21 protein-coding genes and 1 other annotated feature are annotated in these 25,266 nt (G+C 61.3%); of the genes, 16 read left to right on the top strand and 5 right to left on the bottom strand.

Annotated features, from left to right (window positions below; translation table 11 throughout):
* The first annotated feature begins 324 nt into the window (after positions 1-324).
* From ASG47_RS07355 to ASG47_RS07325, 7 genes are all read left to right on the top strand, one after another.
* The gene (locus ASG47_RS07355; protein ID WP_061908115.1) at positions 325-2,208 is read left to right on the top strand and encodes an ABC transporter substrate-binding protein; all 1,884 of its coding nucleotides are present in this window, start codon (positions 325-327) and stop codon (positions 2,206-2,208) included.
* Positions 2,209-2,476: 268 nt separating this feature from the next.
* On the top strand, positions 2,477-3,481 hold the full coding sequence (locus tag ASG47_RS07350; RefSeq protein WP_061908054.1) for an ABC transporter permease: 1,005 nt from the start codon (positions 2,477-2,479) through the stop codon (positions 3,479-3,481).
* A 4-nt stretch (positions 3,482-3,485) separates the two neighbouring features.
* Positions 3,486-4,343: an ABC transporter permease gene (locus ASG47_RS07345; RefSeq protein WP_061908053.1), complete on the top strand. Its 858-nt coding sequence runs from the start codon at positions 3,486-3,488 to the stop codon at positions 4,341-4,343.
* Between the two features lie 2 nt (positions 4,344-4,345).
* On the top strand, positions 4,346-5,386 hold the full coding sequence (locus tag ASG47_RS07340; protein WP_061908052.1) for an ABC transporter ATP-binding protein: 1,041 nt from the start codon (positions 4,346-4,348) through the stop codon (positions 5,384-5,386).
* Positions 5,383-6,297, top strand: a complete 915-nt coding sequence (locus ASG47_RS07335; RefSeq protein ID WP_061908051.1) for an ABC transporter ATP-binding protein — start codon at positions 5,383-5,385, stop codon at positions 6,295-6,297. The genes ASG47_RS07340 and ASG47_RS07335 overlap by 4 nt, the downstream gene beginning before the upstream one ends.
* Positions 6,298-6,533: 236 nt before the next feature.
* Complete coding sequence (locus ASG47_RS07330; RefSeq protein WP_061908050.1) at positions 6,534-7,475, top strand: family 43 glycosylhydrolase; 942 nt, start codon at positions 6,534-6,536, stop codon at positions 7,473-7,475.
* 221 nt (positions 7,476-7,696) lie between these two features.
* Entirely contained in the window at positions 7,697-8,530 is an 834-nt protein-coding gene (locus tag ASG47_RS07325) for an alpha/beta fold hydrolase (RefSeq protein WP_061908049.1), read from the top strand.
* On the opposite strand, the gene ASG47_RS07320 is transcribed toward ASG47_RS07325, so the two are convergent.
* Entirely contained in the window at positions 8,508-9,434 is a 927-nt protein-coding gene (locus ASG47_RS07320) for an NAD(P)H-binding protein (protein WP_200940863.1), read from the bottom strand. The two genes, ASG47_RS07325 and ASG47_RS07320, sit on opposite strands and share 23 nt — an antisense overlap.
* A 16-nt stretch (positions 9,435-9,450) precedes the next feature.
* Here ASG47_RS07320 and ASG47_RS07315 point away from each other — a divergent pair, with 16 nt between their 5' ends.
* The 4 genes from ASG47_RS07315 (at position 9,451) to ASG47_RS07300 (ending at position 14,743) form a co-directional block, all read left to right on the top strand.
* Positions 9,451-10,356 carry a LysR family transcriptional regulator gene (locus ASG47_RS07315; protein ID WP_061908048.1) on the top strand — a complete coding sequence of 302 codons (906 nt, stop codon included), beginning with the start codon at positions 9,451-9,453 and terminating at the stop codon, positions 10,354-10,356.
* Positions 10,357-10,418: 62 nt separating this feature from the next.
* Positions 10,419-10,474 (top strand) — a sequence feature (sul1 is cis-regulatory element that is thought to sense ions involved in sulfur or methionine metabolism; They are found in Alphaproteobacteria).
* A gap of 60 nt (positions 10,475-10,534) precedes the next feature.
* On the top strand, positions 10,535-12,016 hold the full coding sequence (locus ASG47_RS07310; RefSeq protein WP_061908047.1) for a SulP family inorganic anion transporter: 1,482 nt from the start codon (positions 10,535-10,537) through the stop codon (positions 12,014-12,016).
* A 157-nt stretch (positions 12,017-12,173) separates the two neighbouring features.
* Positions 12,174-13,775: an FAD/NAD(P)-binding protein gene (locus ASG47_RS07305; RefSeq protein ID WP_061908046.1), complete on the top strand. Its 1,602-nt coding sequence runs from the start codon at positions 12,174-12,176 to the stop codon at positions 13,773-13,775.
* 89 nt (positions 13,776-13,864) lie between these two features.
* A complete protein-coding gene (locus ASG47_RS07300; protein ID WP_061908045.1) occupies positions 13,865-14,743 on the top strand; it encodes a Ku protein in 879 nt (292 codons plus the stop codon).
* On the opposite strand, the gene ASG47_RS07295 is transcribed toward ASG47_RS07300, so the two are convergent.
* From ASG47_RS07295 to ASG47_RS07280, 4 genes are all read right to left on the bottom strand, one after another.
* Entirely contained in the window at positions 14,740-15,573 is an 834-nt protein-coding gene (locus tag ASG47_RS07295) for a Ku protein (RefSeq protein WP_061908044.1), read from the bottom strand. The genes ASG47_RS07300 and ASG47_RS07295 overlap by 4 nt on opposite strands.
* A 97-nt stretch (positions 15,574-15,670) precedes the next feature.
* Positions 15,671-16,603, bottom strand: a complete 933-nt coding sequence (locus ASG47_RS07290; RefSeq protein WP_061908043.1) for a manganese catalase family protein — start codon at positions 16,601-16,603, stop codon at positions 15,671-15,673.
* 146 nt (positions 16,604-16,749) lie between these two features.
* The gene (locus tag ASG47_RS07285; RefSeq protein ID WP_061908042.1) at positions 16,750-17,238 is read right to left on the bottom strand and encodes a group III truncated hemoglobin; all 489 of its coding nucleotides are present in this window, start codon (positions 17,236-17,238) and stop codon (positions 16,750-16,752) included.
* A complete protein-coding gene (locus tag ASG47_RS07280) occupies positions 17,235-17,840 on the bottom strand; it encodes a helix-turn-helix transcriptional regulator (protein WP_244487052.1) in 606 nt (201 codons plus the stop codon). Before ASG47_RS07280 ends, ASG47_RS07285 begins: the two co-directional genes overlap by 4 nt.
* 195 nt (positions 17,841-18,035) lie before the next feature.
* Here ASG47_RS07280 and ASG47_RS07275 point away from each other — a divergent pair, with 195 nt between their 5' ends.
* The 5 genes from ASG47_RS07275 to ASG47_RS07255 all read left to right on the top strand — a co-directional run bounded on the left by ASG47_RS07275 (position 18,036) and on the right by ASG47_RS07255 (position 25,030).
* A complete protein-coding gene (locus tag ASG47_RS07275; RefSeq protein WP_061908040.1) occupies positions 18,036-18,638 on the top strand; it encodes a superoxide dismutase in 603 nt (200 codons plus the stop codon).
* Positions 18,639-18,763: 125 nt separating this feature from the next.
* The gene (locus tag ASG47_RS07270; protein ID WP_244487051.1) at positions 18,764-19,303 is read left to right on the top strand and encodes a flavin reductase family protein; all 540 of its coding nucleotides are present in this window, start codon (positions 18,764-18,766) and stop codon (positions 19,301-19,303) included.
* Positions 19,304-19,403: 100 nt separating this feature from the next.
* The gene (locus ASG47_RS07265) at positions 19,404-19,679 is read left to right on the top strand and encodes a DUF6894 family protein (RefSeq protein ID WP_061908039.1); all 276 of its coding nucleotides are present in this window, start codon (positions 19,404-19,406) and stop codon (positions 19,677-19,679) included.
* Between the two features lie 374 nt (positions 19,680-20,053).
* Positions 20,054-24,733: an NAD-glutamate dehydrogenase gene (locus ASG47_RS07260; protein WP_061908038.1), complete on the top strand. Its 4,680-nt coding sequence runs from the start codon at positions 20,054-20,056 to the stop codon at positions 24,731-24,733.
* Positions 24,734-25,030: a transcriptional regulator gene (locus ASG47_RS07255; protein WP_244487050.1), complete on the top strand. Its 297-nt coding sequence runs from the start codon at positions 24,734-24,736 to the stop codon at positions 25,028-25,030.
* Positions 25,031-25,266 lie beyond the last annotated feature (236 nt).

Genomic DNA, 25,266 nt, shown 5'->3' with positions numbered 1-25,266 from the left:
TTGCGCCGACCTCTCCCCCAAAGGGAGAGGTTAAGCGTCCAACACGCGTCTTTGAGATGCGGGTTGGGTAGCATTACGGTAACATTCACCGCCTCCCAACGGTGAAACAGGGGACACATCGGCCACGGTGTGTCCCTTTGCTTTTTGTATCATGTTTCCCGATTTATATCACTTCGGCGATTGACAAGAATTAAGCCCTCGTTAGTATGACTTTTGATGGCACTGGAGGGTGCCAAAGGAAGTGCGGAGGCATTTCCGCTCTTGGGAGGATACAGAATGGATAGACGTAGTTTCCTTATCGGGACGACGGCAGTCGGCGCGCTGATGGTTGCAGGCAAGGGCCTGGCCTTCGCGCAGGAAGCCGAAGGCACGGCGCCTGACCTGGCCCAATTTCCACGCAACGAGACGGTGATCGTCCACAATCCGGAAGGCATCATTCGCAATCCGGCTTGGTTCAACCTGTGGGCTGTGGGCGCCGGCAACGGCACGTCCAACGGCCTGCACCAGCTGACGACCGACACGCTCTGGTTCATCGATCCAGATGCAGGCCTCGAAGGCGCCAGCGAGAACGCCGTCTACAATTCGCTGGCCGACGACCTCTGGCAATATAACGAAGACTTCACGGAAATGACCGTGAAGCTCAAGCAGGGCATCTTCTGGAGCGACGACGTCGAATTCACCGCTGATGACGTGGTGTTCACCGTCCAGAAGCAGGCTTCGACACCCGGCACGCCGTACAATGGTGCGTTCTCGGTTCAGGTCGCCGAAGTTACGGCGCCGGACAAATATACCGTCCACTTCAAACTCAACAAACCGAACTCGCGCTTCCATACCCTGTTCGCCGTGCGCTGGACCGCCGCATGGATCATGCCAAAGCATGTCTATGAAGGCGTCGAAGACATCCTCAGCTACGATGCGAACCCGCCGGTTTCCATCGGGCCGTACACGCTCCACTCGTTCGACCCGAACGGCACCTGGTATATCTGGCAGCGCCGCGAAGACTGGCAGCGCACGGCCATGGGCATGATTTCGGAACCGCATCCGAAATATGTCATCTACCGGAACAATATTTCGACCGACAATCGCCTGATCGAGATCCGCAACGGCAATCTCGACATGGTGCACGATCTGACGCCGGAAGGCACTTTCTCGGTGGTGCAGCAGGATCCGCAGATCCAGGGCTGGTTCCCGGGCTTCCCCTATGCGCATCCCGATCCCACGCTCGTCATGGCGATCCCGAACCATCAGAATCCAAAATTCCAGGACAAGCGCGTCCGCTGGGCTCTGGCGCTCATGCTCGATGCGCGCACCATGTCCATGGCCTCATATCGCGGCGCGGCAACGCTCTCGGCCATCTCCGTGCCACCGACCGGTACGCATCCGCGCGATTACCATGCGCCGCTGCAGGATTTCCTCATCAATTACGAAGTGGAAGCCGGCGGCAACAAGGTGAAGCCATACGACCCGAACATCGGCATGCAGATCGCCGATATGGTTCGCGGCCAGTTTGGCGACGCGGTGCCGAGCGAAGAAGAAGCCGTGCGCAACGCCTTCGGCTATGGCTGGTGGAAGCAGGACATTCCGACCGCTGAAGCCCTCCTCACCGATGCCGGTTTCACCAAGAACGGCAATCAGTGGATGATGCCCGACGGCCAGCCCTTCACCTTCTCGGTGATGGTGCCGCAGGAAGGCGTGGTCAACCGTCTCGGCGTGATCATCGCCCAGACCTGGGCCCAGAACGGTATCGGCGCCACCGCCGAAGTCGACGCCGATCCATGGGGCCGCCAGCGCGTCGGCAATTTCGAAGTCAACATTGCCTGGGCCGTGGAAACCTGGGGCGGTCACCCCGACCTCTCGTTCTTCCTCGACAGTTACCACTCGGCCTATGTCGCCGAGCCGGGCGCCTCGCAGCCGGACCGCAACTGGATGCGCTGGAAGGATCCGCGTCTCGACGCGATCATCGAGGAGATCCGCGGCACCGACTTCAACGACCCCAAGGGCACCGAACTCGGCCACGACTTCGTCAAGCTCCACCTCGAAGAAATGCCGAATATCCCGATCATGGCCTACAACGTGTTCTCCATTCAGTCGAACCGGTTCTGGACCGGCTGGCCGAACGCGGAAAACAACTATGCCAACCCGGTGACCAACTGGTCGAACGGCCGCTACATCTTCAACCAGATCACTCCGGTCGACGGCGCGGCGTAACAGTCCTCCCTGGTGGCCCGGTCTTTCAGGCTGGGCTGCCCCCGGGATGCGCGGGCCACTGCGCATCCCGTGGATTTTTGCTCGCAGCTCGCGCGTCGGAAGAGCCCCACGCCCATTCCATTGGGATCGAGCGCCAGCTGTCGGGTGTAGAGATATAGACCAGGTTTCGGTGCATGCCATTCGAGCGCAGCTCTCATGGCCTTCTCACCTAAATTCGCTCCACTGGAGCAAATTTGCCTGCGGCACGGTTCGAAGTTGAGGAGACCGTATGCACGGTTATTTGTTGTTTGTCGGGAAGCGGGCGCTGCTGATGTTTGCAGTGATCTTCTTTGGCATATCGGCCATGTTTCTGGTCACTTATCTCTCCCCCATCGATCCGGTGGAACAGGTCCTGGGCCGGCTTTCGGCGCGGTCGAACCTTTCCCCTGAAGCCATTGCCTCGACGCGCGAGGCGCTGACGGCGATGTTCGGCACCGGGCAGCCGATGCATGTGCAATACTGGAATTTCTGGACCCGGCTGATCCAGGGCGATCTCGGCGCTTCGCTGATGGCGTTTCCGACGCCGGCCATGGAATTGGTGATGCGCGGCATGCCCTGGACGCTGGGCCTCCTGCTCACCTCGACCGTCATCACCTTTATCGTCGGCAATCTGATGGGCGGGCTTGCCGGCTATTTTCAGAACAACCGGTTCTTCAAGGCCTTTGGCATCGTGACCATGGGCCTCCAGCCGATCCCCTACTATATCGTCGCGTTCATCATTCTGGTCATCTTCGGTTTCCTCTGGCCGGTGCTGCCGATTTCGGGCGGGTTCAGCATGGACGTGCGGCCGAGCTGGACCATGCCGTTCATTCTATCGGTGCTGCAGCACTCTCTACTGCCCGCCTTTTCGCTGGTGCTCGTGGGCCTTGGTGGCTGGTTCATCGGCATGCGGGCGCTGGTCTCCAATATCGTCACCGAAGACTATGTGACCTATGCCGAGCTCGCCGGCGTCAAGCGCGAGACGATCGTCAGCGGCTATGTGATGCGCAATGCGCTGGTGCCGCAGGTGACGGCGCTCGCCATGGTGATCGGCGGGGTTTTCTCCGGCACGATCATCACCGAGCAGGTGTTCAACTATCCCGGCATGGGCTCGCTGCTCGTCGATGCGGTGAATGCGGGCGATTATTCGACCGTGCTCGCCGTTTGCACGGTGTCGATCACCGCCGTCGCCTTTGCCATCTTCATCGTGGACTTGCTGCATCCGCTGCTCGATCCACGCGTGCGTACGGAGTAAGGCCATGTTCGCCGTTTTCCGCGACCTTATCCGCTACAATCTCGAATTCGCCATCGGCCTCGTTCTCGTCGGCATCATGGTGATCTTTGCGGCGCTCTCGTTCTTTTCGCCAGTCGATCCCACGCTGATCTATATGGCGATCCCCGACCAGCCGCCTTCGGCGCAATATTGGTTCGGGACCAATTCGCGCGGCCAGGATCTGTTCTGGCACCTTTCGGCTGCGTTCCGGAACAGCCTTGGCTTTGGCATTACCGTCGCCGTGCTGTCGCGCATCATCTCGATTTCGGTTGGGCTCGCTGCGGGCTATCTCGGCGGCTGGGTCGATCGCGTGTTGATGTTCATCAACGACATCTTCGTTGCCGTGCCGATCTTCCCGATCCTCGTGCTGTTCTACTTTGTCCTGCGCAACAACATGGACAGCTTCACCATGGCGCTGATCCTCGCCTGTTTCGGCTGGCCGTTCGACGCGCGCCTGATCCGCTCGGTGGCGCTGGGCTTAAAACATCGCGAGTTTACGAGGCACGCGGTCTTTGCGGGTATGTCGACGCGAAAAGTGCTGCTCGAAGAACATCTGCCCTATGTGATGCCCATCGTTTTTTCGACCTTCATGAACAACATGCTCTGGTCGATCGGCATGGAGGTGACGCTCGCCGTTCTCGGCTTCACCAATATCAACAACCCGACAATCGGCACGGTGCTCTATTGGGCCAATAGCCACTCGGCGATGGTGGTGGGGACATGGTGGTGGATCGTCATTCCGGTGATCCTGATCGTCATGACCTTCCTTGGCCTGTTCCTCCTCGCCGTGAGCATGAACGAATATATCGACCCGCGCAGCCGCCTGCGCCGCATGGGGGCCTAACTATGACCCGCGACAGCAAACCCGATCTTCTGAAAGTCGAAGGGCTCAAGGCCTATTACCAGATGAACTACTACGGCGTGGAACGCGAAGTGCGCGCCGTGGATGGGATCTCGATGAACATCAAGCGCGGGGAGGTCTACGGCATTGCCGGGGAAAGCTCTTCGGGCAAGACGAGCTTCATCAAGGTCTTGGCCGCCGCCATTCGTCCGCCCCTCAAGGTAGTTGAAGGCACGGTCAAATACGAGTTCAAGAACGGCCCCATCGAGGTGACGACAGCGAGCAAGGCGCAGGTCGAGGATGTGCGCTGGAAGCACCTCTCCTACATCATGCAGGGCTCGATGAGCGTGCTCAATCCGGTGCGCCGGATCGGGCGGACGTTCAAGGATTTTGCGCAACGGCCGTTGGGGCTGACCGGCGCGGCATTCGAAGCGCGGGTGGTGTCGCATCTGGCGCGGCTCAAGCTACCGCCGGAGGTGTTGAAAGCCTATCCGCATGAGCTTTCGGGCGGTATGCGGCAGCGCGTGACCATTGGGCTCGCGACGGTGTGCCACCCCGAATTCATCATTGCCGACGAGCCGACGACGGCCCTCGACGTGGTGGTGCAAAAGGAAGTGCTGAGCCTCATCCGCGACATCCAGAAGGAGATGGATTCTTCCGTCGTCTTCGTGACGCATGACATGAGCGTCCATGCCAATATCGCCGATCGCGTGGGGATCATCTATGCCGGGCGCCTCGTCGAGGAAGGCCCGACGCGGCAGATGTTCTTTACGCCGCGCCATCCTTATACGGCGCATCTGGTGGCGAGCCTGCCGCGCATTGGCGACACGACGCAGCGCCCGGCGCTGGAAGGACGGCCGCCGAACCTTGCCGATCCACCGCAGGGGTGCCGCTTCCACCCGCGCTGTCCGCTCGCCGTCGACAAATGCCGGCAGGAAGTGCCGCCGCTTGAAACGGTGGATGTCGATCATCGCACGGCATGCTGGCGCTGGCAGGACGTCAAGCCGCTGGTTGGTTCAGCGCATCCGGCAGGAGTTATGGCATGACGACGCTTCTCGATGTGCGCAATGTCTCCAAGCACTTTACCATGGGCGGGATTTTCGGGCGCAAGACCGTCAATGCCGTGATGGATGCAAGCTTTTCGCTTTCGGCGGAAAAGCCCGAGATTTTTACGATTATCGGGGAATCCGGCTCGGGGAAGACTACGCTGGCCCGCATGGTTCTTGGGCTCGAGGATCCGAGCGAGGGGGAAATCCTCTTCCAAGGGCAGAAGGTGAGCCGGCATGCGAGCAAGGCGGAACGCCTGGCGTTCATGTCAAAGGTGCAGCCGGTGTTCCAGAACCCGTTTGAGGCGTTCAATCCGCTCAAGAAGATCGAGCGCTATCTTGAATCCACGGCGCGGCAGTTTCTCCACACCAAGGACCGGGCGGCGATCGACCGGGTGATGGACGAGGCGCTGCAGAAGGTAGGCTTGAGTCTCAAGGAAGTGCGCGGACGGTTTCCGCATGAAATGAGCGGCGGGCAATTGCAGCGCTGCGCCATTGCGCGGGCGCTGATCCCCAATCCGCCGCTGCTGATCACCGACGAGCCCGTCTCGATGGTCGACGCGTCGCTCCGGATGAGTATCGTCAACCTGCTCAAGAGCCTGCGCGATGATTTGAAGGTCTCGGTCATATACATCACCCATGACCTTGCGACGGCCTACTACATTTCCAACCGGCTGATCATCATGCAGCGCGGGCGGATCGTCGAAATGGGCGATGCGCGGACGGTTCTCGATAATCCGCAGCATCCTTATTCCAAGCTCTTGAAGGCTTCGGTGCTGTCGACGGATGATGCGGGGGCTGGGAAGCTCGCGACCGATCCGGGCATGGTGCAGGCGGCCAATGGGCTGGTTGGCGAGGCCGGGAAGCTGGTGATGCGGCCAGATGGGCGGGAAGTTCGGGTTTATGGGTAGGGGGTAGAACCCCCACCTAGCCTCCCCCTGGTAGGGGGAGGGACGCATCGAGTTTGCCCTTGCGGCTGCGGGCCACCGGCAGATTGCTCCCCCTTCAGGGGGGGGTTAGGTGGAGATCTTTCCTTTGCTCTCGACCGTGCCAAAGGCCCCCCTCACCCGCCGGCTACGCCGTCGACCTCTCCCGCAAGGGAGAGGTGGGGGCTCCACTACATCTCCAAACCTAAGGACCCAAAACTATGAGTGCGCCGATATTTCGGGATCCGGTTCAGGATGGGGCGGCGGATCCGGTGGTGGTTCGCAAAGAGGGGACCGATGAGTGGTGGATGTTTTACACCAATCGGCGCGCGGCGGCGGGGGGCGAGGGACATACCTGGATCCATGGGTCGCCGATCGGGGTGGCGGTTTCGACCGATGACGGGGCGAGTTGGGATTATCGGGGGACCGTGAAGGGGCTCGATGCGCCTGGTGATGCGGGGCTCAATACGCATTGGGCGCCGGAGGTGATTTTTGCCGCGGGGCAATATCATATGTACCTGACCTATATCACCGGCGCGCCGTCGCATTGGCAGGTGCCGCGGACGATTACGCATTTCGTCAGCGATGATCTCGAGAACTGGCGGCGGGTGGGGCCGCTGAAACTGTCGAGCGATCGGGTGATCGATGCGGCGGTTTATCACTGTCCCGATGGGCTTTGGCGGCTTTGGTACAAGGACGAGGACCATGGCTCGGCGACGTGGTGCGCGACGAGCCCGGACCTGTTCGAGTGGACGGTCGAGGGCGAGGTGATCCCTGGTTCGCCGAGCGCGGCGCCGCATGAGGGGCCCAATGTCTTTGCGCTTGGCGGGTTCATCTGGATGATCGTCGACGAGTGGCATGGCCAGGGCGTTTATCGCTCGACGGACGCGAAAAACTGGATGCGGCAGGGGGTGATCGGCGGCGAGGCTGGCACGGACAAGGGCGACATTCGCTTCGTGCGGCACGCCGATGTGGTGGCCTTTGCCGATCATGCGGCGCTCTATTATTTCACCCATCCCGATTGGGACGAGCATAGCCAGACCGAAGGGCCGCGGAATGCGGCGGAGCGGGCGACGGTCATTCACCATGCGCGCTTGACGGTCGAGGATGGTGTGCTGGTGCTGGAGCGGAATGTTCCGGCGGATGCGGCGCTGCTAAGGTAGGTGCCAGTTCTCTTTCCCGCGCCTTAAAGTGCAAAGACACCTGGGTCGTTCTCGCGAAAGCGGGAATCCAAAACTCCGCAGTAGAGATTCCCGCTTTCGCGGGAATGACGCCGTGGATGGCTGGGGGCATAGCTGGCTGGGATACTAGACGGCTGGGAACGCTGGGTGTCGAAGCCTGGTCTGTTCGTTCGTCGCGCTGGTGTCACAGATGGAGGAACAGAATGGATCGCACTTTCCGGGATGATGGGCTTGAGGCCTTTGCCAAGGACGGTCCCCCTGCCCTGCCGGCGGGGGGCACCGTTTTGGATCGGCATGGGGTCGATGTCTGGTATGCGAGCTATGGCGCGGGGCCGGCGGTGATGCTGCTTCATGGCGGCATGGGGAACTCGGGAAATTTCGGGCATCAGGTGCCGGCACTTCTCGCCGCGGGGTTTCGGGTAGTCGTCATGGACAGCCGTGGCCAAGGGCGGAGCGGGTGGGACGGGACGCCGTTTTCCTATGAGCAATTTGCCGGGGATGCGCTGGCGATTCTCGATGGACTGGGGATTTCCCGCGCCGCCATCGTAGGCTGGAGCGATGGGGCGTGTACCGGGCTGGCTATGGCCAAGGCGGCGCCCGAGCGGGTGGCGGGAGTCTTCTATTTTGCCTGCAATGTCGATGCGAGTGGCAGCTTGCCCTTCGTGATGACCGACACGATCGGCAATTGCCTTACACGGCACCAAAAGGACTATGCGGCGCTGTCGCCGCGACCGGAACGCTTCGACGAGATGAGTGCGGCGCTGCAGGTGATGCAAGGGAGCCAGCCGGATTATTCGGCCGCGGATTTGCAGACGATCGCCGTGCCGGTGACGGTGGCGCAAGCGGAGCGGGACGAATTCATCCGCGTCGAGCATGCGCGCTATATTGCCGAAACGGTGCCAGGCGCTGAGTTCGTCCTTCTGGAGGATGTCAGCCACTTTGCGCCAGTGCAGCGGCCAGAGGTGTTCAATGGAGCGGTGCTGGATTTCTTGACCTCAACGCGCGTCGGATTGCTCAGCGGAGCCGGTCGGCCATGAAGGCGCTCATGCTTTGGGGCGGACGGCCGATGAGTTTTTCGAGGAGCGGATCGATGGCGGCGAATTCACCGGATCGGGCGGCGCGATAATAGCCCATCATGATGGCGATGCGTTCGGGGGATGCGCCGGCAGCGGTGGCATTGGCCAGCATGATATCGTCGTCCAGGATTTCTCGGGTGATGGGTCTGCCGAGGATCTTTTCCGCGCATTGGGCGAGATCGGAGAAGTCGAGGGCCTCGGCGCCTGTGAGGGGTGGCGTTGGGCCATCGATGGTTTCGGCGCCGGCAAGCAGCGCGGCATCGGCGGCCGCGAGATCGTCGTGGGTCGTCCAGGAAACCTTGCCATCCACCGGGGCGGCGAGCATGCCGCTCGCAAAACCGCGGGCGTTCATGGCGAGGGCACTATCGGCATAGAAACCATGGCGGAGGGCGGTCCAGGGAAGGCCGGAACGGGCCAGCATGGCTTCAGTGGCTGCATGGGTCAGGGCGGGCGGGAAGTGTGAGGTCGAAGAGCTCGCGATCTGGCTCGTGTAGAAGACGCGCTTTACCGACAGCTCTCGGGCGACGGCGATGGCCGTGGCGTGCTGGGCCAGCGGATCGCCGCCACTTGCCGCGGCATTGGAGGATACCAGTAGCAGACGCTTGGCGCCTTGCCAGGCGTGACGGAGGCTGTCGGCATCGTCGTAATTGCCCTGACGCACGCGGATGCCGGCCGCGGCGAGGTCGGCGACCTGTTCTGGGTCGCGCACGCTGGCGGCGATGCGGTTGGCAGGGACAAGGGCGAGGAGGTTTTGAGCAATCTTTCGACCGAGTTGGCCGGATGCGCCGGTGATGACGAGCATGATGATCTCCGTGTTGGCGCCAATCTGGCTGTTCTCGTGCGCGTTGATAATCGGCTTAGCCAAGAATAGGCTGTTCTCTATGAAGAACAGTGTTTCGCCGGATCGATTGAAGATTTTCCTCGCGGTATTGGATGCAGGCGGCTTTCGGGCGGCGGCGCTCAGGCTTGGCACGGTGCCATCGCGGGTGAGCACCACGGTGGCGCGGCTCGAAGCTGATATTGGCGTGCCGCTGTTGCTGCGCTCGACCCGCAGCGTCAGGGCGACCGAACAGGGACGCCGGCTGGCCGATACCATCCGGCCGCTGTTTCATGAGGTCGAGGAAGCGGTGAGCGAGGCCGCCAATTCGATGGGGACGGTCCGCGGGAGGCTGGCGCTCAATGTGCCGGGCGCCGTCGTGCCCGACATCCTGCCGCCGTTGATCGCAGAATTCCAGCGGCTGCACCCTGAGGTCGAGATCGAGATCGTTGTCGAGAATGATCGCGTTGATATCATCGCGGCTGGGTGCGATGCGGGGATCCGCTATGGCGCGCATCTGGCCAAGGATATGGTTTCGATCCCGATCGGGCCGCGGACCCAGCAGATGGCTTTTGCGGCGTCGCCGGACTATTTGAATGCTCATCCGAAGCCGGAGTTGCCTGAGGACCTGACCGGCCACGCGGCGATCCGCTACAGGCTGCCTGGGGGGACCTTGCTGCCATGGCGGTTGCGGAACGCGGCGGGGGAAACGGTGATGGTTGAGCCGCCGCGCTCGCTCGTCATCAGCGTCAATGCGTTTGATAGCGGGTTGAGCTATGCGCGCGCCGGGATGGGGATCATTGCCGTCTTCCGAAACTGGTGCGAGGCAGATTTTCGTGCGGGGACGCTGGTGCCTCTGCTCGAAAAGCATTGGCCGGTGCTGGATGGGCCGCGGCTTTATTATCCGAGCCGGTTCGCAGGGGCGCCGCTGCGGGCCTTCATCGCGGTTTGCCAACGCCAGGCGGGGTGATCGATCACCGGCGCAGGAGCCTTGCCGGGTGGGGCGCGATCTGGCATGAGAGGGTCATTCATCCTGGACCCGGTGCAATTCCGGGTGGCTCTTCCGGCCGCCGATCCGCCGGACAATCAAGCAAAGCCGATTTTTGTGCCGGGTCCTTTGAGGACCGCGCTGGCTTCTTGGTGTTTTCATGTCTCTCTCGCAAACCATCCACCGCAACTGGTTTTCCAATATCCGCGCCGATATCCTTGCCGGTATCGTCGTCGCCCTGGCGCTCATCCCTGAGGCCATCGGCTTTTCCATTATCGCTGGGGTCGACCCCAAGGTGGGGCTCTATGCCTCGGTGGTGATCGCCATCGTCATTTCATTTGCAGGCGGGCGACCGGCCATGATTTCGGCGGCAACCGCCGCGACGGCCGTGTTGTTCGGGACACTCGTGCGCGAACATGGGCTGCAATATCTGCTGGCGGCGACGATCCTTGCCGGCGTGATCCAGATTGGGCTCGGGTGGTTGCGGATCGGGTCGGTCATGCGCTTCGTGTCGCGCTCGGTGATGACCGGTTTCGTCAATGCGCTCGCGATCCTGATCTTCATGGCGCAGCTTCCCGAACTGATCGGGGTGACGTGGCAGTCCTATGTGATGATCGCGCTTGGTCTTGCCATCATCTATCTCTTTCCGCGATTGACGCGCGCAGTGCCTTCGCCGCTGATCTGCATTCTCGTGCTGACGGGAATTGCGCTGGCCTTCGGGGTGGATACGCGGACGGTCGCCGATCTCGGCGCGCTGCCCAATGCCTTGCCGGTCTTGCTGTTTCCCAATGTGCCGCTGACGCTCGAAACCCTGCAAATCATCCTGCCGACCTCGATCGCGGTGGCGGCAGTGGGGCTGCTCGAAAGTCTGCTGACGGCCTCGATCGTCGATGGCATGACCGATACCAAGAGCGACAAGAACCGGGAAAGCATCGGCCAAGGCATAGCCAATATCGCCAGTGGCTTTTTCGGCGGCATGGGCGGCTGCGCCATGATCGGTCAATCCACCATCAATGTCAGATCGGGCGGCCGGACGCGGCTCTCGACCTTTACGGCGGGAGTGTTCCTCTTGTTTTTGTTGATGGTGCTGGGCGAATGGGTCGGGCTCATTCCCATGCCGGCGCTCGTTGCCATCATGATCATGGTGTCGATCGGGACATTTTCCTGGTCGTCGCTGCGGGATCTTGCGCATCACCCGCGGCGGTCGAGCCTTGTGATGCTTGCGACCGTGATCACCGTTGTGGGCACGCATAATCTGGCGCTTGGGGTTGGGGTCGGCGTGTTGCTGTCAGGGCTCTTCTTTGCGTGGAAAGTGTCGCAGGTTTTCCGGGTGTCGTCCGATCTGGCCGGTCCCGGCGAGCGGCACTATGCGGTCGAGGGGCAATTGTTCTTTGCTTCGGCCGAAGAATTCCTCGAGGCGTTCGACTTCGCCGAACCATTGCAGCGCGTCCGGATCGACCTGACACGGGCGCATATCTGGGATCTTACGGGGGTGAATGCCGTCGACCAGGCCGTATTGAAATTCCGGCGCGTCAATGTCGTGGTCGAGGTGATCGGCATGAATGGAGCGAGTGCGACGATCATGGACAAGTTCGCCCAGCATGATCGGCCAGATGCGATCGCGAAGGTTTTGGGACACTAAACCTAAAGCATAGCGGACGCCGGGGATTTCGCCGCGGCGTCCACAGGCATGGCGGCTTTGCAGGGCTTTCGGGCGTTTCTTGCAGAAAAACTTCGGTCAGCCGGGTCTGAAACGACTTCCCCAGCGTTAATCAGGTTCGCTAATCGAGAGAACCCGGATGCACCAGACGCTGACAAAGAGCGTGACCAAAGTCGCCATTGTCGGTGGCGGGCCAACTGCAGTCTATACGCTCAAGAACCTGCTGCAAAAATCGGGGCGCTATTCGGTCACCATCTTCGAGGCCGGCAAGGTCGCCGGCTGCGGCATTCCTTATTCGGAAGAGCATAATACGCCCGAGATGATGGCGAACATCACCTCGATCGAAATTCCGCCCGTATTGGTCTCGCTTGCCGATTGGGTGCGGGCCCGTGACGCAAAGTTTCTCAAGCGCTTCGGGATTGATCGGGAGGCGGTTGGCGATCGGGATTTTTATCCGCGGATCTTGCTCGGGGCCTATTACGTCGATCAACTGCGCCAACTGATGGAAGCGGGATCGGCGGCGGGACATGCGATTACCGTCGAAACGGATACGCATGTCGTCGATATCGAGCCGGTAAAGGACGGGACCTCGGTCTTGACGCGGTCGGGCGAAAAGACGGCGCATCGTCGGTTCGATCGCGTTATTCTGGCGACGGGTCATCTAACGGATTTCGGAAAGCTGAAACGGCCGACACGGCTTTATCGTTCGCCCTATCCGACGCAGAACCTAACGCTGGACAAAGACCGTGCGGCGCTGATCCTCGGATCATCGTTGAGCGGGATCGATGCTGTGGTGGCACTTGCCTCCCAACACGGCACGTTCATCGCGGAGGGGACGGCGTTTCGATATGAGCCGAAAGGCCCCTCGCCTATCCGTCTCGTCATGACGTCGCGCAAGGGGATTATCCCTGATGCCGACTTTTTCTATCCCATCCCCGAAGAGCCGCTGCTGATCTTCACGCCGGCGCGTCTCGAAGCCTTGCAAGCTGAAGGGAAGACGGGATTTCTCGGTCGCGCTATGAAGCTCTTCAAGCAGCAATTGGCGACGGACGATCCCGAATTTCTTGCGCGATTGGGGCTGAAGCGGTTTACGCCGGAGGCTTTTGCCAAAGCCTATTTCGAGATGCGGCGCGATCGCCAGGGGTTCAAGGCGATTGCTCAGAACCTGCGCGAATCCGAGCGGAACTATCGCGAGCGACGCACGGTGATGTGGCGCTATACGCTGATGCGGGCCCATGAAGTGTTCAGCGAGATCGTGCCGTACTTCGATAGCAAGGATCTCAAGACGTTCAGAACCCACCTGACGCCGGTCTTTGCCGATGCCTATGGCTGCATTCCGCATAAATCCATTGAGCGGCTTTTAGCTTTGCATCAGGCCGGGTGCCTCGACGTGATTGCCTTAGGTGACAGCGGCAAGATCATCTATCGCGCCGGCGCGTTCGAGCTGGTTGGCGTCGAGAAAGAGCAGAGTTTCAGGACGCTGATCGATGCACGTGGACAGGTGATGGTGTCGCTGGCGGATCTCGGGTTTGAGCGGCTGGATCAGGCCGTCGATGTCGAGGATTTTCTCAAGCGCAGCGAGGGGGAAGCCGCGGAGCACCAATTCCGCGTGCCGCTCAGAGGTCAGCCGAAGTCGGATATTTTCTGCCTCTCCATTCCGATCATGATGAAGCGCTATCCGTTTGCCCAGGGCTTGGTGGCCTGCGCCGATGCGGCAAAGCTCGTTGCGGATGCGATTTGACGGCTGAAACGCTGGTGAACGCTCCTGCGCATCATGTGGAACGGGTTTCCGCAGATCTCGTTTTTTCCAGGTGACATGGAGGTTTGCTGATGGCTGCGAGGGCAATCTGGAGCGGGGCGATCAAGATCGCGGAGATCGCGTGCCCGGTCAAAATGTATACGGCAGCCACGACCTCCGAGCGTATTTCGCTCAACCTACTCAATCGCAAGACGGGCAATCGGCTCAAACGGCTCTATGTCGACGAAAAGACCGACAAACCAGTCGAGCGCGAAGATCAGGTCAAGGGCTATGAGACGAGTGCGGGCCACTACGTGGTGCTCGAGCCCGAAGAGATCACCGCTGCGGTGCCCGACAGCGACAAGGTGCTCAAGGTCGATAATTTCATCACCTGCGGGCAGATCGAGACGACCTATTTCGACAAGCCTTATTATCTTCTGCCAGCCTCCGATGCGGCCGAAGAGGCTTTCGTGCTGATCCGGGAAGCGTTGCGCAACCAGAAGGCGGCGGCAATTGCCCATACCGTGCTGTTCCGCAGATTACGGCCCGTGCTGATCAGGGCGCATCGCAAGGGGCTGATCGCGACGACACTCAACTTCGATTACGAAGTCCGCTCGGCAAAAGAGGCTTTCAAGGATATCGGCAAACGCAAGATCGATGCGGAAATGCTCCAACTTGCCGAGCATATCCTGGAGACAAAAGCCGGCAGCTTTGACCCCAGCGCGTTCGAAGACCGCTACGAGGATGCACTGGCCGAATTGGTGAAGGCCAAGATCGATGGGCGCAAGGTGATTCCGCTCAAGCGCCCCGAACCGACCAAAAAGAACGATCTGCTGGAAGCGCTGCGGATGAGTGCCGGCGGCAAAGAAGAGGACAAGGCGCCCGAGAAGAAAGGCACACCTAAGAAAACGACGAGCCGCAAAAAGGCCGAGGGCGAAACGAAGCCCGCCCCGCGCCGCAAAGCCAGTTAGCTGCGGCGCTTTCGCTTCGGGGTATCGTCCGGCTTGCCCTCGAGGCTTTTCTTGAGGGCAGCCATGAGATCGATGACATTGCTCGGCGCGCTGTCTTCGTCCTCGGCTTCGATCTTCTTTGCTGACTTGGCCGCCGGCTTCTGGGTTTTCTTGGATTTGATGATGTCGAGGAGACGATCCTGCACGGGGTCCTCGACCATGGTTTCGGACCATTTGGTCGTGCGCTTTTTGATGAGCTCTTCGACCATGCCCATCATTTTCTTATCGACTTTGTGGTCGTCGACCTTTTCCCAATATTCATCTTCATCGCGCACTTCGTCGCCGAAACGCAGCGTCCAGAGGACGATGCCTTCTTCCCAGGGCTGGAGCATGACCGCGCGTTCGCGGCCGCCGATGACGAGACGGGAAATACCGACCACGCCTTTATTGGCCATGGCCTGGCGTATGACGCTGAAGGCTTCCTCGCTGATTTCGGCATCGGGCACGAGAAAATAGGGCGTATCGAAATAGGTCCATTCGATCGTGTCCTCAGGCGCGAATTCCTGGATATCGATCGTCTTGGTGCTATCGAGTTGCACCGCATCGAGATCGTCTTCTTCGAGAACGACGTAGTCGTCCTCGCCTTTTTCAAAACCACGCACCTGATCATCGCGCTCGACCGTTTTGCCCGAAACAGCATCGACATAGCGCGTGTAAATGCGGGAATTGGTCTTGCGATTGAGAGTGTGGAACCGAACCTTTTCGCCCTCGGTGGTCGCGGGGGTCAGGGTGATCGGACAGGTGACGAGAGAGAGTTTCAAAAAGCCCTTCCAATACGAACGACCTGCCATTTGCGACCTCCTGAGAACAGGCGGAAAACGCGGGGCCCTGCGGGATGTTCCGCGCGGTTAGAAAGGCCCTGCGCTGGTGAGCAGGGCCCAAAGCGAATTAGCGCGAGGCTTTGTAAAGCTTGGATGCGATTTCGAAGAACTCTTCGGGCGCATAATCTGGCGTGAAGGCGGAGGGGACGCCGACAAGCTGCTGCATCTTGCCGCCTTCCGGCATGCCTTCGACCACTTCCAGCGGCCCCGGCGGATCGGTCGGCAGCGCGACTTCATCGTTGGACCAGATGCCCGAGATTTCCTTATAGTCGTCCTGGCTCCAGGTGTAGAGCCGGCGGTGCGAGCCCTCGTCGAGGTATTTCTGGCATTCCGGAATTTTGGAGAGCGGAATGTTGGGCGTGGGCAGCATTTTCTCGATTTCGACGCCGGTCAGTTTCTTCAGGGCCAGCGCATAGGAATGGGCGTGGACTGAGCCACGGACCAGGAGATAGCCACAGACTTCGCGGCCGGTGGCATCGTCGGCGCTCAGCGTCTCATAAACGCGCAGCTTGTGAAGACGCGCGCCGCATTCGAGATGGAAATTGTGGAGGAGATCGAAGATGACATTGCCGGTCGTCGTGATGAAGTCGTTGTTCCACGAGACGCCATTGGCGTTGACCGGGGTTGCACCGCCGCCATTGGACAGAAACGCCGAGGCGAGGCGGATGTCCTGCATAGCTTCGAAGGGCGACTTGCTGATATCGCCACCATCGCCCTTATCGCCACCGCGCTTGTCGGGGCCATTGTTGAGCATGGCAACGCCATTGCTGACGAGTTCGACATGGGCGAGTTCTTCGGCAGTGATCGAGGCAACGAGGCTGTAAAACGGCCTCAGCTTGTCCTTGCTGCGGAAATTGAAGCTTTGGAACATGTAGTTCCCAAGCGTCGACATCTCCCCATATTTGCCGCCGAGCAATTCCTGAAGCGCTGCGGCAGCATTGGGGTCCTGTTTTTTCGGCGGAGGCAATTCGGTGATCAGACGGTCGACACGCATAAACATGGACAAGTCTCCTGATTGGCTGCAGGGCCAACGGAGCGCACATGGCGATGTTCCTGAAACCATCCTCGGTTTCATTTGCGGGTTGTCAGTCTGCTGCCGCGGGAAAATCTCGCGAGATCAGGGCGGGTTCACGGCGGTGGATAGACCTATTCAGGCTTCCAGACGGCCGTGTCGGCTTCGCGTTTGAGCGGGCCCATATGGGTGATGTCTTCGCCGCGGCGCATGGCGATGTTCATGCGGAAGGAGTTGCCGATGCGTTCGGAGCGCTCGGTGAAAAGGGCGGCGATGTCGGGCGGGCAGAGGGCGTCGACGGTTTCGCGGAAGAGGCGGAGCCAGCGCATGAAATGGGCATCGCTGAGTTCGGGGATGGCCATGTGCTTGGGCATGGGCCGGCCGCCATATTTGCCGGTGCCGAGGAGCATGGAGCTCCAGAAATCGGTGATCGTTGCGATATGGGCAGGCCAGTGGGCTTCGGGGATGACGCGATTAAAGACAGGGCCGATGACCGGATCGCGGCGGGCGGCGGCATAAAAGCTCACGACCACGCGGGCGATCATGGCTTCGTCGAGCCCCTCGGGCGTATCCCAGCCGATGCGGTGAAGGCGCGTGCCGGCGGGTGGGCGGGGATCGGTCATGAGACGGTCTCGGACGTGATGCGATAGGAGCAGCGGCGGCCACCGCTGACGATATGTTCCTCGCGCTCGATCTGGGCTTCGGGGCCGAGAATCGAGCGGAAGACATCGAGCTCAGCGCGGCAAAAGCCCTGGCAGGCAGTGGCGGCGGCGCAGATCGGGCAATGGTTTTCGATGAGGAGGAGCGAGCCATCGGGCTCTTCGCGCCACTCGGCCATATAGCCTTCGCGTGTGCGGAGATCGACGAGCGCGGCGGTGCGGGATTTGAGGTCGGTTTTATCGGCGACGGCGGCTTCGTAGGCCTCGCGGGTGAGGGTTTCGCGGGCGGTGATGACGGCATCGAGCGCGTTGGGGCCAAGGGTGGTTTCGACGAGTTCGAGGAGCTGGACGGTGAGAGCCGCGTGCGTATCGGGGAAGCGCGACTGGGCGGCGGGGGTCAGGGACCAAAGCTGGGTCGGACGGCCGACGCCGGTCGACGACGCCATGGCTTCCACCAGGCCTTCTTGGGCGAGGCGCAGCAATTGCTGGCGGGCAGCTTCGCCGGTGATCCCCAACTCCTGGCCGATGGCGCCGGACGACAGGCCCGAGCGCATCTTGAGCGCCATCAGCACCCGCTCGCGCGGGCTGCGGGGGGACCAGGCCGGATTTTCCAAGTCTGAACTTGACATATTTGGCGGAAGGGTTTTCAAAGTCATTGCTTGGAAAATAGTCCGGTTAGCCGCAGATGGCAAGCCGGGCCGGAAGGAACCTCAAGCGAGGTGCTTCGATTTTCCCGATGCACAATGCAAAAGGAGCCTCAAATGGCCTTCGAACTGCCCACCCTGCCCTATTCGACCAATGCCCTTGCCAATGCCGGCATGAGCCAGGAAACGCTGGAACTGCACCACGGCAAGCACCACCAGGCCTATGTGACCGCGCTCAACGGCTTTGTGGAAAAGAACCCGGATCTGCAGGGCAAGAGCCTCGAAGAAATCGTGCTCTTTGCCAAGGACAAGGCAGACCTCGCGCCTGTTTTCAACAATGCCGGCCAGCACTGGAACCACATCCACTTCTGGAACGCGCTTTCCCCCACCGGCGGCAAACTGCCGGGCAAGCTCGAAGCCAAGATCACGCAAGACTTCGGGTCGGTCGATGCGTTCAAGGACGCGTTCAAGACCGCGGCGACCACGCAGTTCGGTTCGGGCTGGGCCTGGCTCGTGCTCGGCAATGACGGCAAGCTCAAAGCGACCAAGACGGCGAATGGCTCGAACCCGCTCGCGACTGGCGAAGGCAAGCCGCTGCTGGGCCTCGATGTTTGGGAACACTCCTACTATGTCGACTTCCGCAATCGTCGCCCGGATTATGTGACGAACTTCCTCGACAAGCTCGCGAACTATGAGTTTGCCGAAGCCAATTTGGGCTAACACCCCTACGCAGCGTCATCCCCGCGAAAGCGGGGATCTCGCTTACCAAAAGGGATTCCCGCTTTCGCGGGAATGACGCGGTGAAATCGACTGACCCGCAACCATCGACACTTCCGAGTAGCGTGATGCCTGATTTTGAATTGCCTGAGAGCATGACGCTGCGGCCGACGCGACGGCCGATGGTTGGTTCGGCCGAGTTCCGCAGCGCCATGGCGTCGATGGCGGCCAGTGTCTCGGTGGTAACGGCGCGGCGAGGCGAGGAGCGGGTTGGGCGGACAGTTACTGCTGTGATGTCGCTTTCAGCGACGCCGCCGGCGATCCTGATTTCGATCGATATCATGAGCCGGCTGGCAGACTTGATCGCCAAAACCGGTGGCTTTTCGCTCTCGATGCTGGCAGCGGGGCAGGACGAGATTGCGAATGCCTTTGCCGGCAAGGTGGCGCAGGCGGAGCGGTTTATGCTTGGGACCTGGCACCAATGGCCATCGGGGCATCCGCAGCTCGACGGGGCGATGACGGTGCTCGATTGCGAAGTGATCGGCTCGATCGCAACGGGGACGCATGTGCTGTTTGCCGGGGCCATCGTCGATGTCGAGACGCATGAGAGCCGGCAGCCGCTTTTGTGGCAGCGGCACGATTATCATGCGTTGACGGAATTGGACTGAAGCGGTCCAAAGTGCCACACTGACAGCGTTTTCCCGATTCAGGTTGAACCGCGCTGGAGGCGAGACGTTTTCCTCCAGTGCCGGCGCTGAGGAGGCGGTCTTGCCACGTTACTTTTTCCACTATCGCACCGATGAGGAACTGATCCGCGACGAAGCGGGCAGCGAACTCGCCGATCTCGACGCTGCGGAAACGCAGGCGGCGGAAATCGGCAAGGCGATAATCGAGCGATTGGCGGGGCAAGGCGGCGAAACCAAGCTGCCGCGGACCATCGAAATCACCGATGCGGGCGGCGAGGAGCTGCTTTATGTGGTGTTTTGGGAGGGGCCGAAGATCGGGAGCGAGGGCAGCCCGGTGACGCCGGCGAGCGTGCACTGATTTTTGCAATGGCTTCCCGCTTTCGCGGGATGACGCCGTAAATGGCAAAGTTCTAATTACAAGAAGAGCGGGCCGCCGTGGGCGGTGACGACGAAGCCAAGGATAAGGGCGGCGGCGAGAGCGGCGTAGGAGACATAGAGCTGGACGTTGGTCATGGCGGCCTCACGAGCTATGACCCAAAGACTACCAGACTAATCGAGATTAACAAGCTGTAAACCGTATGCCGGAAGGCCTGCGGTGGAAACGCTTTGCCTCGTTGTGACGGTTTGATGAAAAGAGTCTACCGTCACGCTCCTGTCCGAGGCGTGACGCAGGAAGGCAGACAGACTCACTTTGGCTGATAGAGTGGGCGCGAATAACGGTAGGAGCGGCGTATGACGGACGAGCGGATCTGGAGCTTTATCGAGGCTGCAAAGGCACTGGCAGCGGGCGATGCGAGCCTTGCCCGGTTCCTGGTGGCGGCGATCAAGGCGACCGATCCCGACGACCTGGCGCGGCAAACGCCGGAAACGTTCCTGGCCGGATTGAAGCGGAGCCATGCGGCGGCGATTTTCGGGCCGCTACAGGAAACGCGCATCCAGATGACGCCGCCGACGGCGCCGGGCGAACTGCTCGCGATGGATGTGATCTCGCCCGATATGCCGTTTATCGTCGATTCCACCTTGGCCGCCTTGCGGGCGATGGGCGGGACGATCCGGCTTTTTGCCCACCCCGTGGTACATGTGAACCAGGCGCAGGTGGTCGAGACCGGGGGCGCGGCGATCAGCGTGCTCCATATCCTTAGCGAACCGGTGGCGGACCTTGCGGCGCTTAAGGAGGAAATCCGGGCGACGCTCACCGATGTATCGCGGGCGGTTGTCGATTGGCGGGCAATGCTCGACCGGGTGCGGCAGGCGATGACCGGGCTCAATGGCGTCAAGCCGGCGCTGCGCGATGAACCGGCGCGGTTTCTCGAATGGCTGACCGAGCATAACTTTACGTTTTTGGGCGTGCAGGAATACCGCCTCGAGGGCGCGGAACTGGTGCCCATGGCCGGGACCGGGCTGGGGCTCTGGCGCGATGAGACCCTCAAAGTGCTGCGCAACGGGCAGATTTACGTGGATTCAACGCCCGAACTCGTGGCGTTTTTGCAGACCGCCGAACCGCTGCTGGTGACCAAGGCCAATGTGCGCTCGCGCGTGCATCGGCGGCAGCACATGGACTATGTGGGGGTCAAGATTTACGGCGCCGACGGCGCGGTGCGCGGGGAATTGCGCATTGTGGGGCTCTTTACGGCGCAGGCGCTGGCGACGCCGCATACCGAGGTACCGATCATCCGGCGCAAGATTGCCGAGGTGATGCGCAAGAGCGGGCTCGACCCGCTGGGCCATGCCGGACGGGCGCTGCTCAGCGCGCTCGATTCTTATCCGCGCGACGAGATGTTTCAGATCGACATCGCGCAATTGGCCGAATTTGCCGAGGCAATTGCGGGGCTTTATGACCGGCCACGAGTGCGCGTCTTGCCGCGCATCGACCGGTTCGACAATTTCGTCTCGATCTTGGTTTTCGTGCCGCGCGATCGTTATGACGGGGACGTGCGGGCGCGGATCACGCGCTATCTCGCCGAGGTCTACGACGGGCGCGTTTCGGCCTATTATCCGCATTTTCCTGAGGGCGAGCTGGTCCGGCTGCATGTGATCATCGGGCGCCTGAGCGGGCCGACGCCGAAGCCGACGCGCACTGTGCTCGAAGCGCGGGTAGAGGCGCTGACGCAGGATTTTTCAGACCTCTTGCAGGCGCAGGCGACAGAGCCGGCCGAGATCAGCGACTATCGTTCGGCCTTTTCGCAGGCCTATCAATCGCGCAATACGGCCGAGGATGCGCTGGCTGATATTGCCGCCTTGCGGGCGCTGACCGAGGGGCAGATTGGCTTGAAGCTCAGGACGCGCGAAGGCGCGGAAGGGGCGTTGGGGCTCAAATTCTATTCCAAGGGCGGGGCGATTGCGCTGAGCGATCGCGTGCCCATGCTCGAGCACTTTGGGTTCAAGGTGATCGACGAGCGGACCTATACCGTCGTGCCGCGGGACGGGGTCGAGCGGTTTATTCACGACATGGTTCTGGCGCCGGCCTCGGGCGGTGAGCTCAATGTCGCGCTGCGCGGCAAGGCGATCGAGGAGGGACTGCTTGCGGTCTGGGCAGGGCTGGCGGAAAGCGACCAGATCAATACGCTGGTGACCCAGGCTGGGCTCGACTGGACCGAGGCGGCGTTGTTGCGCGCGCTTTCGCGCTATCTGCGGCAGATCGGGATTTCCTATTCGCAGCGCTATATCGCGCAGGTGCTGGTGACGCAGGCGGAGGCGGCCAAGGCGCTGGTGACGCTCTTTGCGGCGCTGCACGATCCGAAGCTCGAAAGCCGCGGCATGGCAGAGGCGGCGGCGCGCGACACAATCGCTGCGCAGCTCGAGGCGACGAGTTCGCTCGACGAGGACACGATCATCCGGCGGTTCTTGAACCTGATGGATGCTTCGCTGCGGACCAATGCGTTTCAGCGCGACGAAAGCGGTGCGCGGCGACCGGCGCTGGCGATCAAGTTTGATTCCGCTGCCGTCGCCGGCATGGTGGCGCCGCGACCCTATCGCGAAATTTCGGTCTATTCGCCGCGCGTCGAGGGCGTGCATCTGCGCTTTGGCGCCATCGCGCGTGGCGGCATTCGCTGGTCGGACCGACCGGAGGATTTCCGCACGGAAGTGCTAGGGCTGGTCAAGGCGCAGCAGGTCAAGAATGCGGTGATCGTGCCAGTCGGCGCCAAGGGCGGGTTCGTGCCCAAGAGGCTCGTGACCGGCATGGCGCGCGAGGCTTTCATGGCCGAGGGGACCGAGAGCTACAAGATTTTCATCGGCGCGCTGCTCGATGTCACCGACAATCTGATCGAGGGCGCTGTCGTGCCGCCGGCCGAAACGATGCGGCGGGATGGGGACGATCCCTACCTCGTCGTCGCGGCCGACAAGGGCACGGCGAGTTTTTCCGATACGGCCAATGCCATCGCCTTAGGGCGCGGCTTCTGGCTCGGCGATGCCTTCGCCTCGGGTGGATCGGTTGGCTATGACCACAAGAAGATGGGCATTACCGCGCGGGGCGGCTGGGAGGCAGTGAAGCGGCACTTCCGCGAGATGAACCGCGATATTCAGCGCGAGGCGTTCAGCGTCGTTGGAGTTGGCGATATGAGCGGGGACGTCTTTGGCAATGGCATGTTGCTATCGCCGGAAATTCGGCTCAGGGCGGCGTTCGACCACCGCGATATCTTCATCGATCCGGAGCCCGATGCGGCGAAAAGTTTTGCCGAGCGGCAGCGGCTCTTTGCCCTGCCTCGGTCGAGCTGGCAGGATTATGACAAGAGCCTGATTTCGGCTGGAGGCGGGGTTTTCTCGCGCAGCCTCAAGGTGATTGCGCTGACCGAGGAAATGCAGGCGCTGCTGGGGCTCAAAAAGGCGACGGCGACGCCGGCCGAGGTGATGCGCGCGATTTTGACGGCGCAGGTGGATTTGCTGTGGTTTGGCGGCATCGGCACCTATATCCGTGCGGCAGAAGAAGACGATGCGGCCGCGGGCGACCGCGCCAATGACGCGATCCGGGTGACGGCGGGCGAGGTGCGCGCGAAAGTGGTCGGCGAAGGCGCTAATCTCGGCGTCACGCAGCGGGGGCGCATTGCTTTCGCGCTCAATGGCGGGCGGATCAATACCGATGCCATCGACAATTCGGCTGGCGTGAATTCGTCTGACCTCGAGGTCAATATCAAGATTGCGCTGGCGCCGGTTGTCGCTTCTGGCGCGCTGGGCGAACAGGCGCGGAATGCATTTCTGGCGACCATGACCGATGAAGTGGCGGCGCTCTGTTTGCGGAACAACTATCTGCAGACCCTGGCGCTATCGCTGGCTGAGCGCGCGGGAACGGCGGAACTGCCGGATCATCGCGGGCTGATCGAGACGCTGGAGGAACGTGGTCGGCTCGATCGGGCGGTGGAATTCCTGCCGAGCGATGCGGTGCTCGATGCGCGGGCAGCGCAAGGCAAGGCGCTGACGCGGCCGGAACTGGCGGTGATCCTTGCCTATGCCAAGCTGTCGCTGTTCGATGACTTGATGGCCAGTACGGCGGTCGATGCGCCTTATCTTGCCAATGAACTCTTCCGCTATTTCCCGCAGACGCTGCACGGGGCCTATCCAGAGGCAGTCGAGGGACATCGGCTGAAGCGCGAGGTGATCGCAACGGTGCTGGCCAATGCGATGATCAATCGCGGGGGTCCGGCTTATGTGTCGGAGCTGACGGCGGGGACGAGCGCGAGTGCCGGCGATGTGGCGCTGGCCTATGCGGCGGTGCGCGATATTTATCGGCTGACCGAGCTCAATGCCGCGATTGACGCGCTCGACACCGTGGTGCCGGGCAGTGTGCAACTGGCCCTTTATGCGCAGGTCGAGGCGCTGCTGCGGCGCGAAACGCTGTGGTTCCTGCGCAATGGCAATGTGGCGGGGAGCGACATCGCCGATCTCGTGCGGCGGCATCAGGCCGGGGTCGAGACGCTGCGGAGCGAAGTCGACACGCTGCTGCCGGCCAAGGAGCGCGAGGCGCTTTCGGCGCGGGTCAATGGGCTGATCAGCCATGGGGTCGCCAAGGACCTGGCGCGGCGGATCGGGCAGATGCCGGTGCTCAGTTTTGCAAGCGACGTGGTGCTGGTCGCCGAGCGCGCCGGGGTCGAACATGACGAGGCGGCACGGGCCTTCTTCGGGGTGGCGGGGCTATTCGATTTCTTCCGTATCGTCGAGGAAGGACGCGCGATTGCGCTCAGCGATCGGTTCGACCGCATGGCCCTTGATCGGGCACTAGCGAACCTGATGCGCGCGGTGCGGGATTTGACAGCGGACGTGTTGGCGGCGGGGGATATCGATGCGTGGCGGGCCAAGCACGATGCGGGCATCGCGCGGACGGTGAAGGCGGTCACGGAGCTGACCGGCGGCGCGGCGACGGTGTCGCGGCTGAGCGTGGCGGCAGGGTTGCTGGGGGATTTGGCGCGGGAGGGGTAGGTGCTTTATTTTTGGCGTTGGAAGGCGCATATTTTGAGCATGACTCTGACCATCGATATCCCTGAACCAATGCAGGATCGCGTCCAAGCAATTGCGATGCGGTCAAACCTGACGCCTTCACAAATCGTTGCGGATGCACTGGAGCACGGACTGTCGCTCGAATGGCAGGAGCATTTTATCGCCCAGGCTGAGGCAGGGCTGAAGGACGCCGATAACGGTAACTTTGCCTCTGAAGAGGAAGTTCTGGCGGTCAGAAACAAATATAGACCCAAGAGCTTACCTTCCTTCTCCCCTTGAGGGAGAAGGTGGCGCGAAGCGCCGGATGAGGGGTATTCCTGCTGGCTCGCTCCTAGCTCCTATGCGGAGGATGGATACCCCTCACCCTGGAATTTCTTCTAAACGAAGAAATTCCTGTCCCTCTCCCACAAGGGGCGAGGGAAGGTCCGCGCAAGGCATCTCTCAAGTCACCCAAAAGTCTCTCTTGTGTCGGTTCGCTCGATCGCCATGGTATCTGCGATCAAATGGAGTTGCCT

This window comes from Devosia sp. Leaf420 (assembly GCF_001425445.1).
Classification (GTDB): domain Bacteria; phylum Pseudomonadota; class Alphaproteobacteria; order Rhizobiales; family Devosiaceae; genus Devosia.
The sequence above is the reverse complement of the archived record's forward strand: the minus strand, read 5'-3'. Positions and strand labels throughout refer to the sequence as shown.

Bases quoted from the DNA above. Each gene is read 5' to 3' on its own strand.
- ASG47_RS07305 (WP_061908046.1), top strand. From the start codon at position 12,174: ATGCACCAGACGCTGACAAAGAGCGTGACCAAAGTCGCCATTGTCGGT.
- ASG47_RS07275 (WP_061908040.1), top strand. From the start codon at position 18,036: ATGGCCTTCGAACTGCCCACCCTGCCCTATTCGACCAATGCCCTTGCC.
- ASG47_RS07310 (WP_061908047.1), top strand. From the start codon at position 10,535: ATGTCTCTCTCGCAAACCATCCACCGCAACTGGTTTTCCAATATCCGC.
- ASG47_RS07290 (WP_061908043.1), bottom strand. From the start codon at position 16,603: ATGTTTATGCGTGTCGACCGTCTGATCACCGAATTGCCTCCGCCGAAA.
- ASG47_RS07260 (WP_061908038.1), top strand. From the start codon at position 20,054: ATGACGGACGAGCGGATCTGGAGCTTTATCGAGGCTGCAAAGGCACTG.
- ASG47_RS07355 (WP_061908115.1), top strand. From the start codon at position 325: ATGGTTGCAGGCAAGGGCCTGGCCTTCGCGCAGGAAGCCGAAGGCACG.
- ASG47_RS07295 (WP_061908044.1), bottom strand. From the start codon at position 15,573: ATGGCAGGTCGTTCGTATTGGAAGGGCTTTTTGAAACTCTCTCTCGTC.
- ASG47_RS07345 (WP_061908053.1), top strand. From the start codon at position 3,486: ATGTTCGCCGTTTTCCGCGACCTTATCCGCTACAATCTCGAATTCGCC.
- ASG47_RS07300 (WP_061908045.1), top strand. From the start codon at position 13,865: ATGGCTGCGAGGGCAATCTGGAGCGGGGCGATCAAGATCGCGGAGATC.
- ASG47_RS07270 (WP_244487051.1), top strand. From the start codon at position 18,764: ATGCCTGATTTTGAATTGCCTGAGAGCATGACGCTGCGGCCGACGCGA.
- ASG47_RS07325 (WP_061908049.1), top strand. From the start codon at position 7,697: ATGGATCGCACTTTCCGGGATGATGGGCTTGAGGCCTTTGCCAAGGAC.
- ASG47_RS07285 (WP_061908042.1), bottom strand. From the start codon at position 17,238: ATGACCGATCCCCGCCCACCCGCCGGCACGCGCCTTCACCGCATCGGC.
- ASG47_RS07280 (WP_244487052.1), bottom strand. From the start codon at position 17,840: ATGGCGCTCAAGATGCGCTCGGGCCTGTCGTCCGGCGCCATCGGCCAG.
- ASG47_RS07335 (WP_061908051.1), top strand. From the start codon at position 5,383: ATGACGACGCTTCTCGATGTGCGCAATGTCTCCAAGCACTTTACCATG.
- ASG47_RS07350 (WP_061908054.1), top strand. From the start codon at position 2,477: ATGCACGGTTATTTGTTGTTTGTCGGGAAGCGGGCGCTGCTGATGTTT.
- ASG47_RS07340 (WP_061908052.1), top strand. From the start codon at position 4,346: ATGACCCGCGACAGCAAACCCGATCTTCTGAAAGTCGAAGGGCTCAAG.
- ASG47_RS07330 (WP_061908050.1), top strand. From the start codon at position 6,534: ATGAGTGCGCCGATATTTCGGGATCCGGTTCAGGATGGGGCGGCGGAT.
- ASG47_RS07315 (WP_061908048.1), top strand. From the start codon at position 9,451: ATGAAGAACAGTGTTTCGCCGGATCGATTGAAGATTTTCCTCGCGGTA.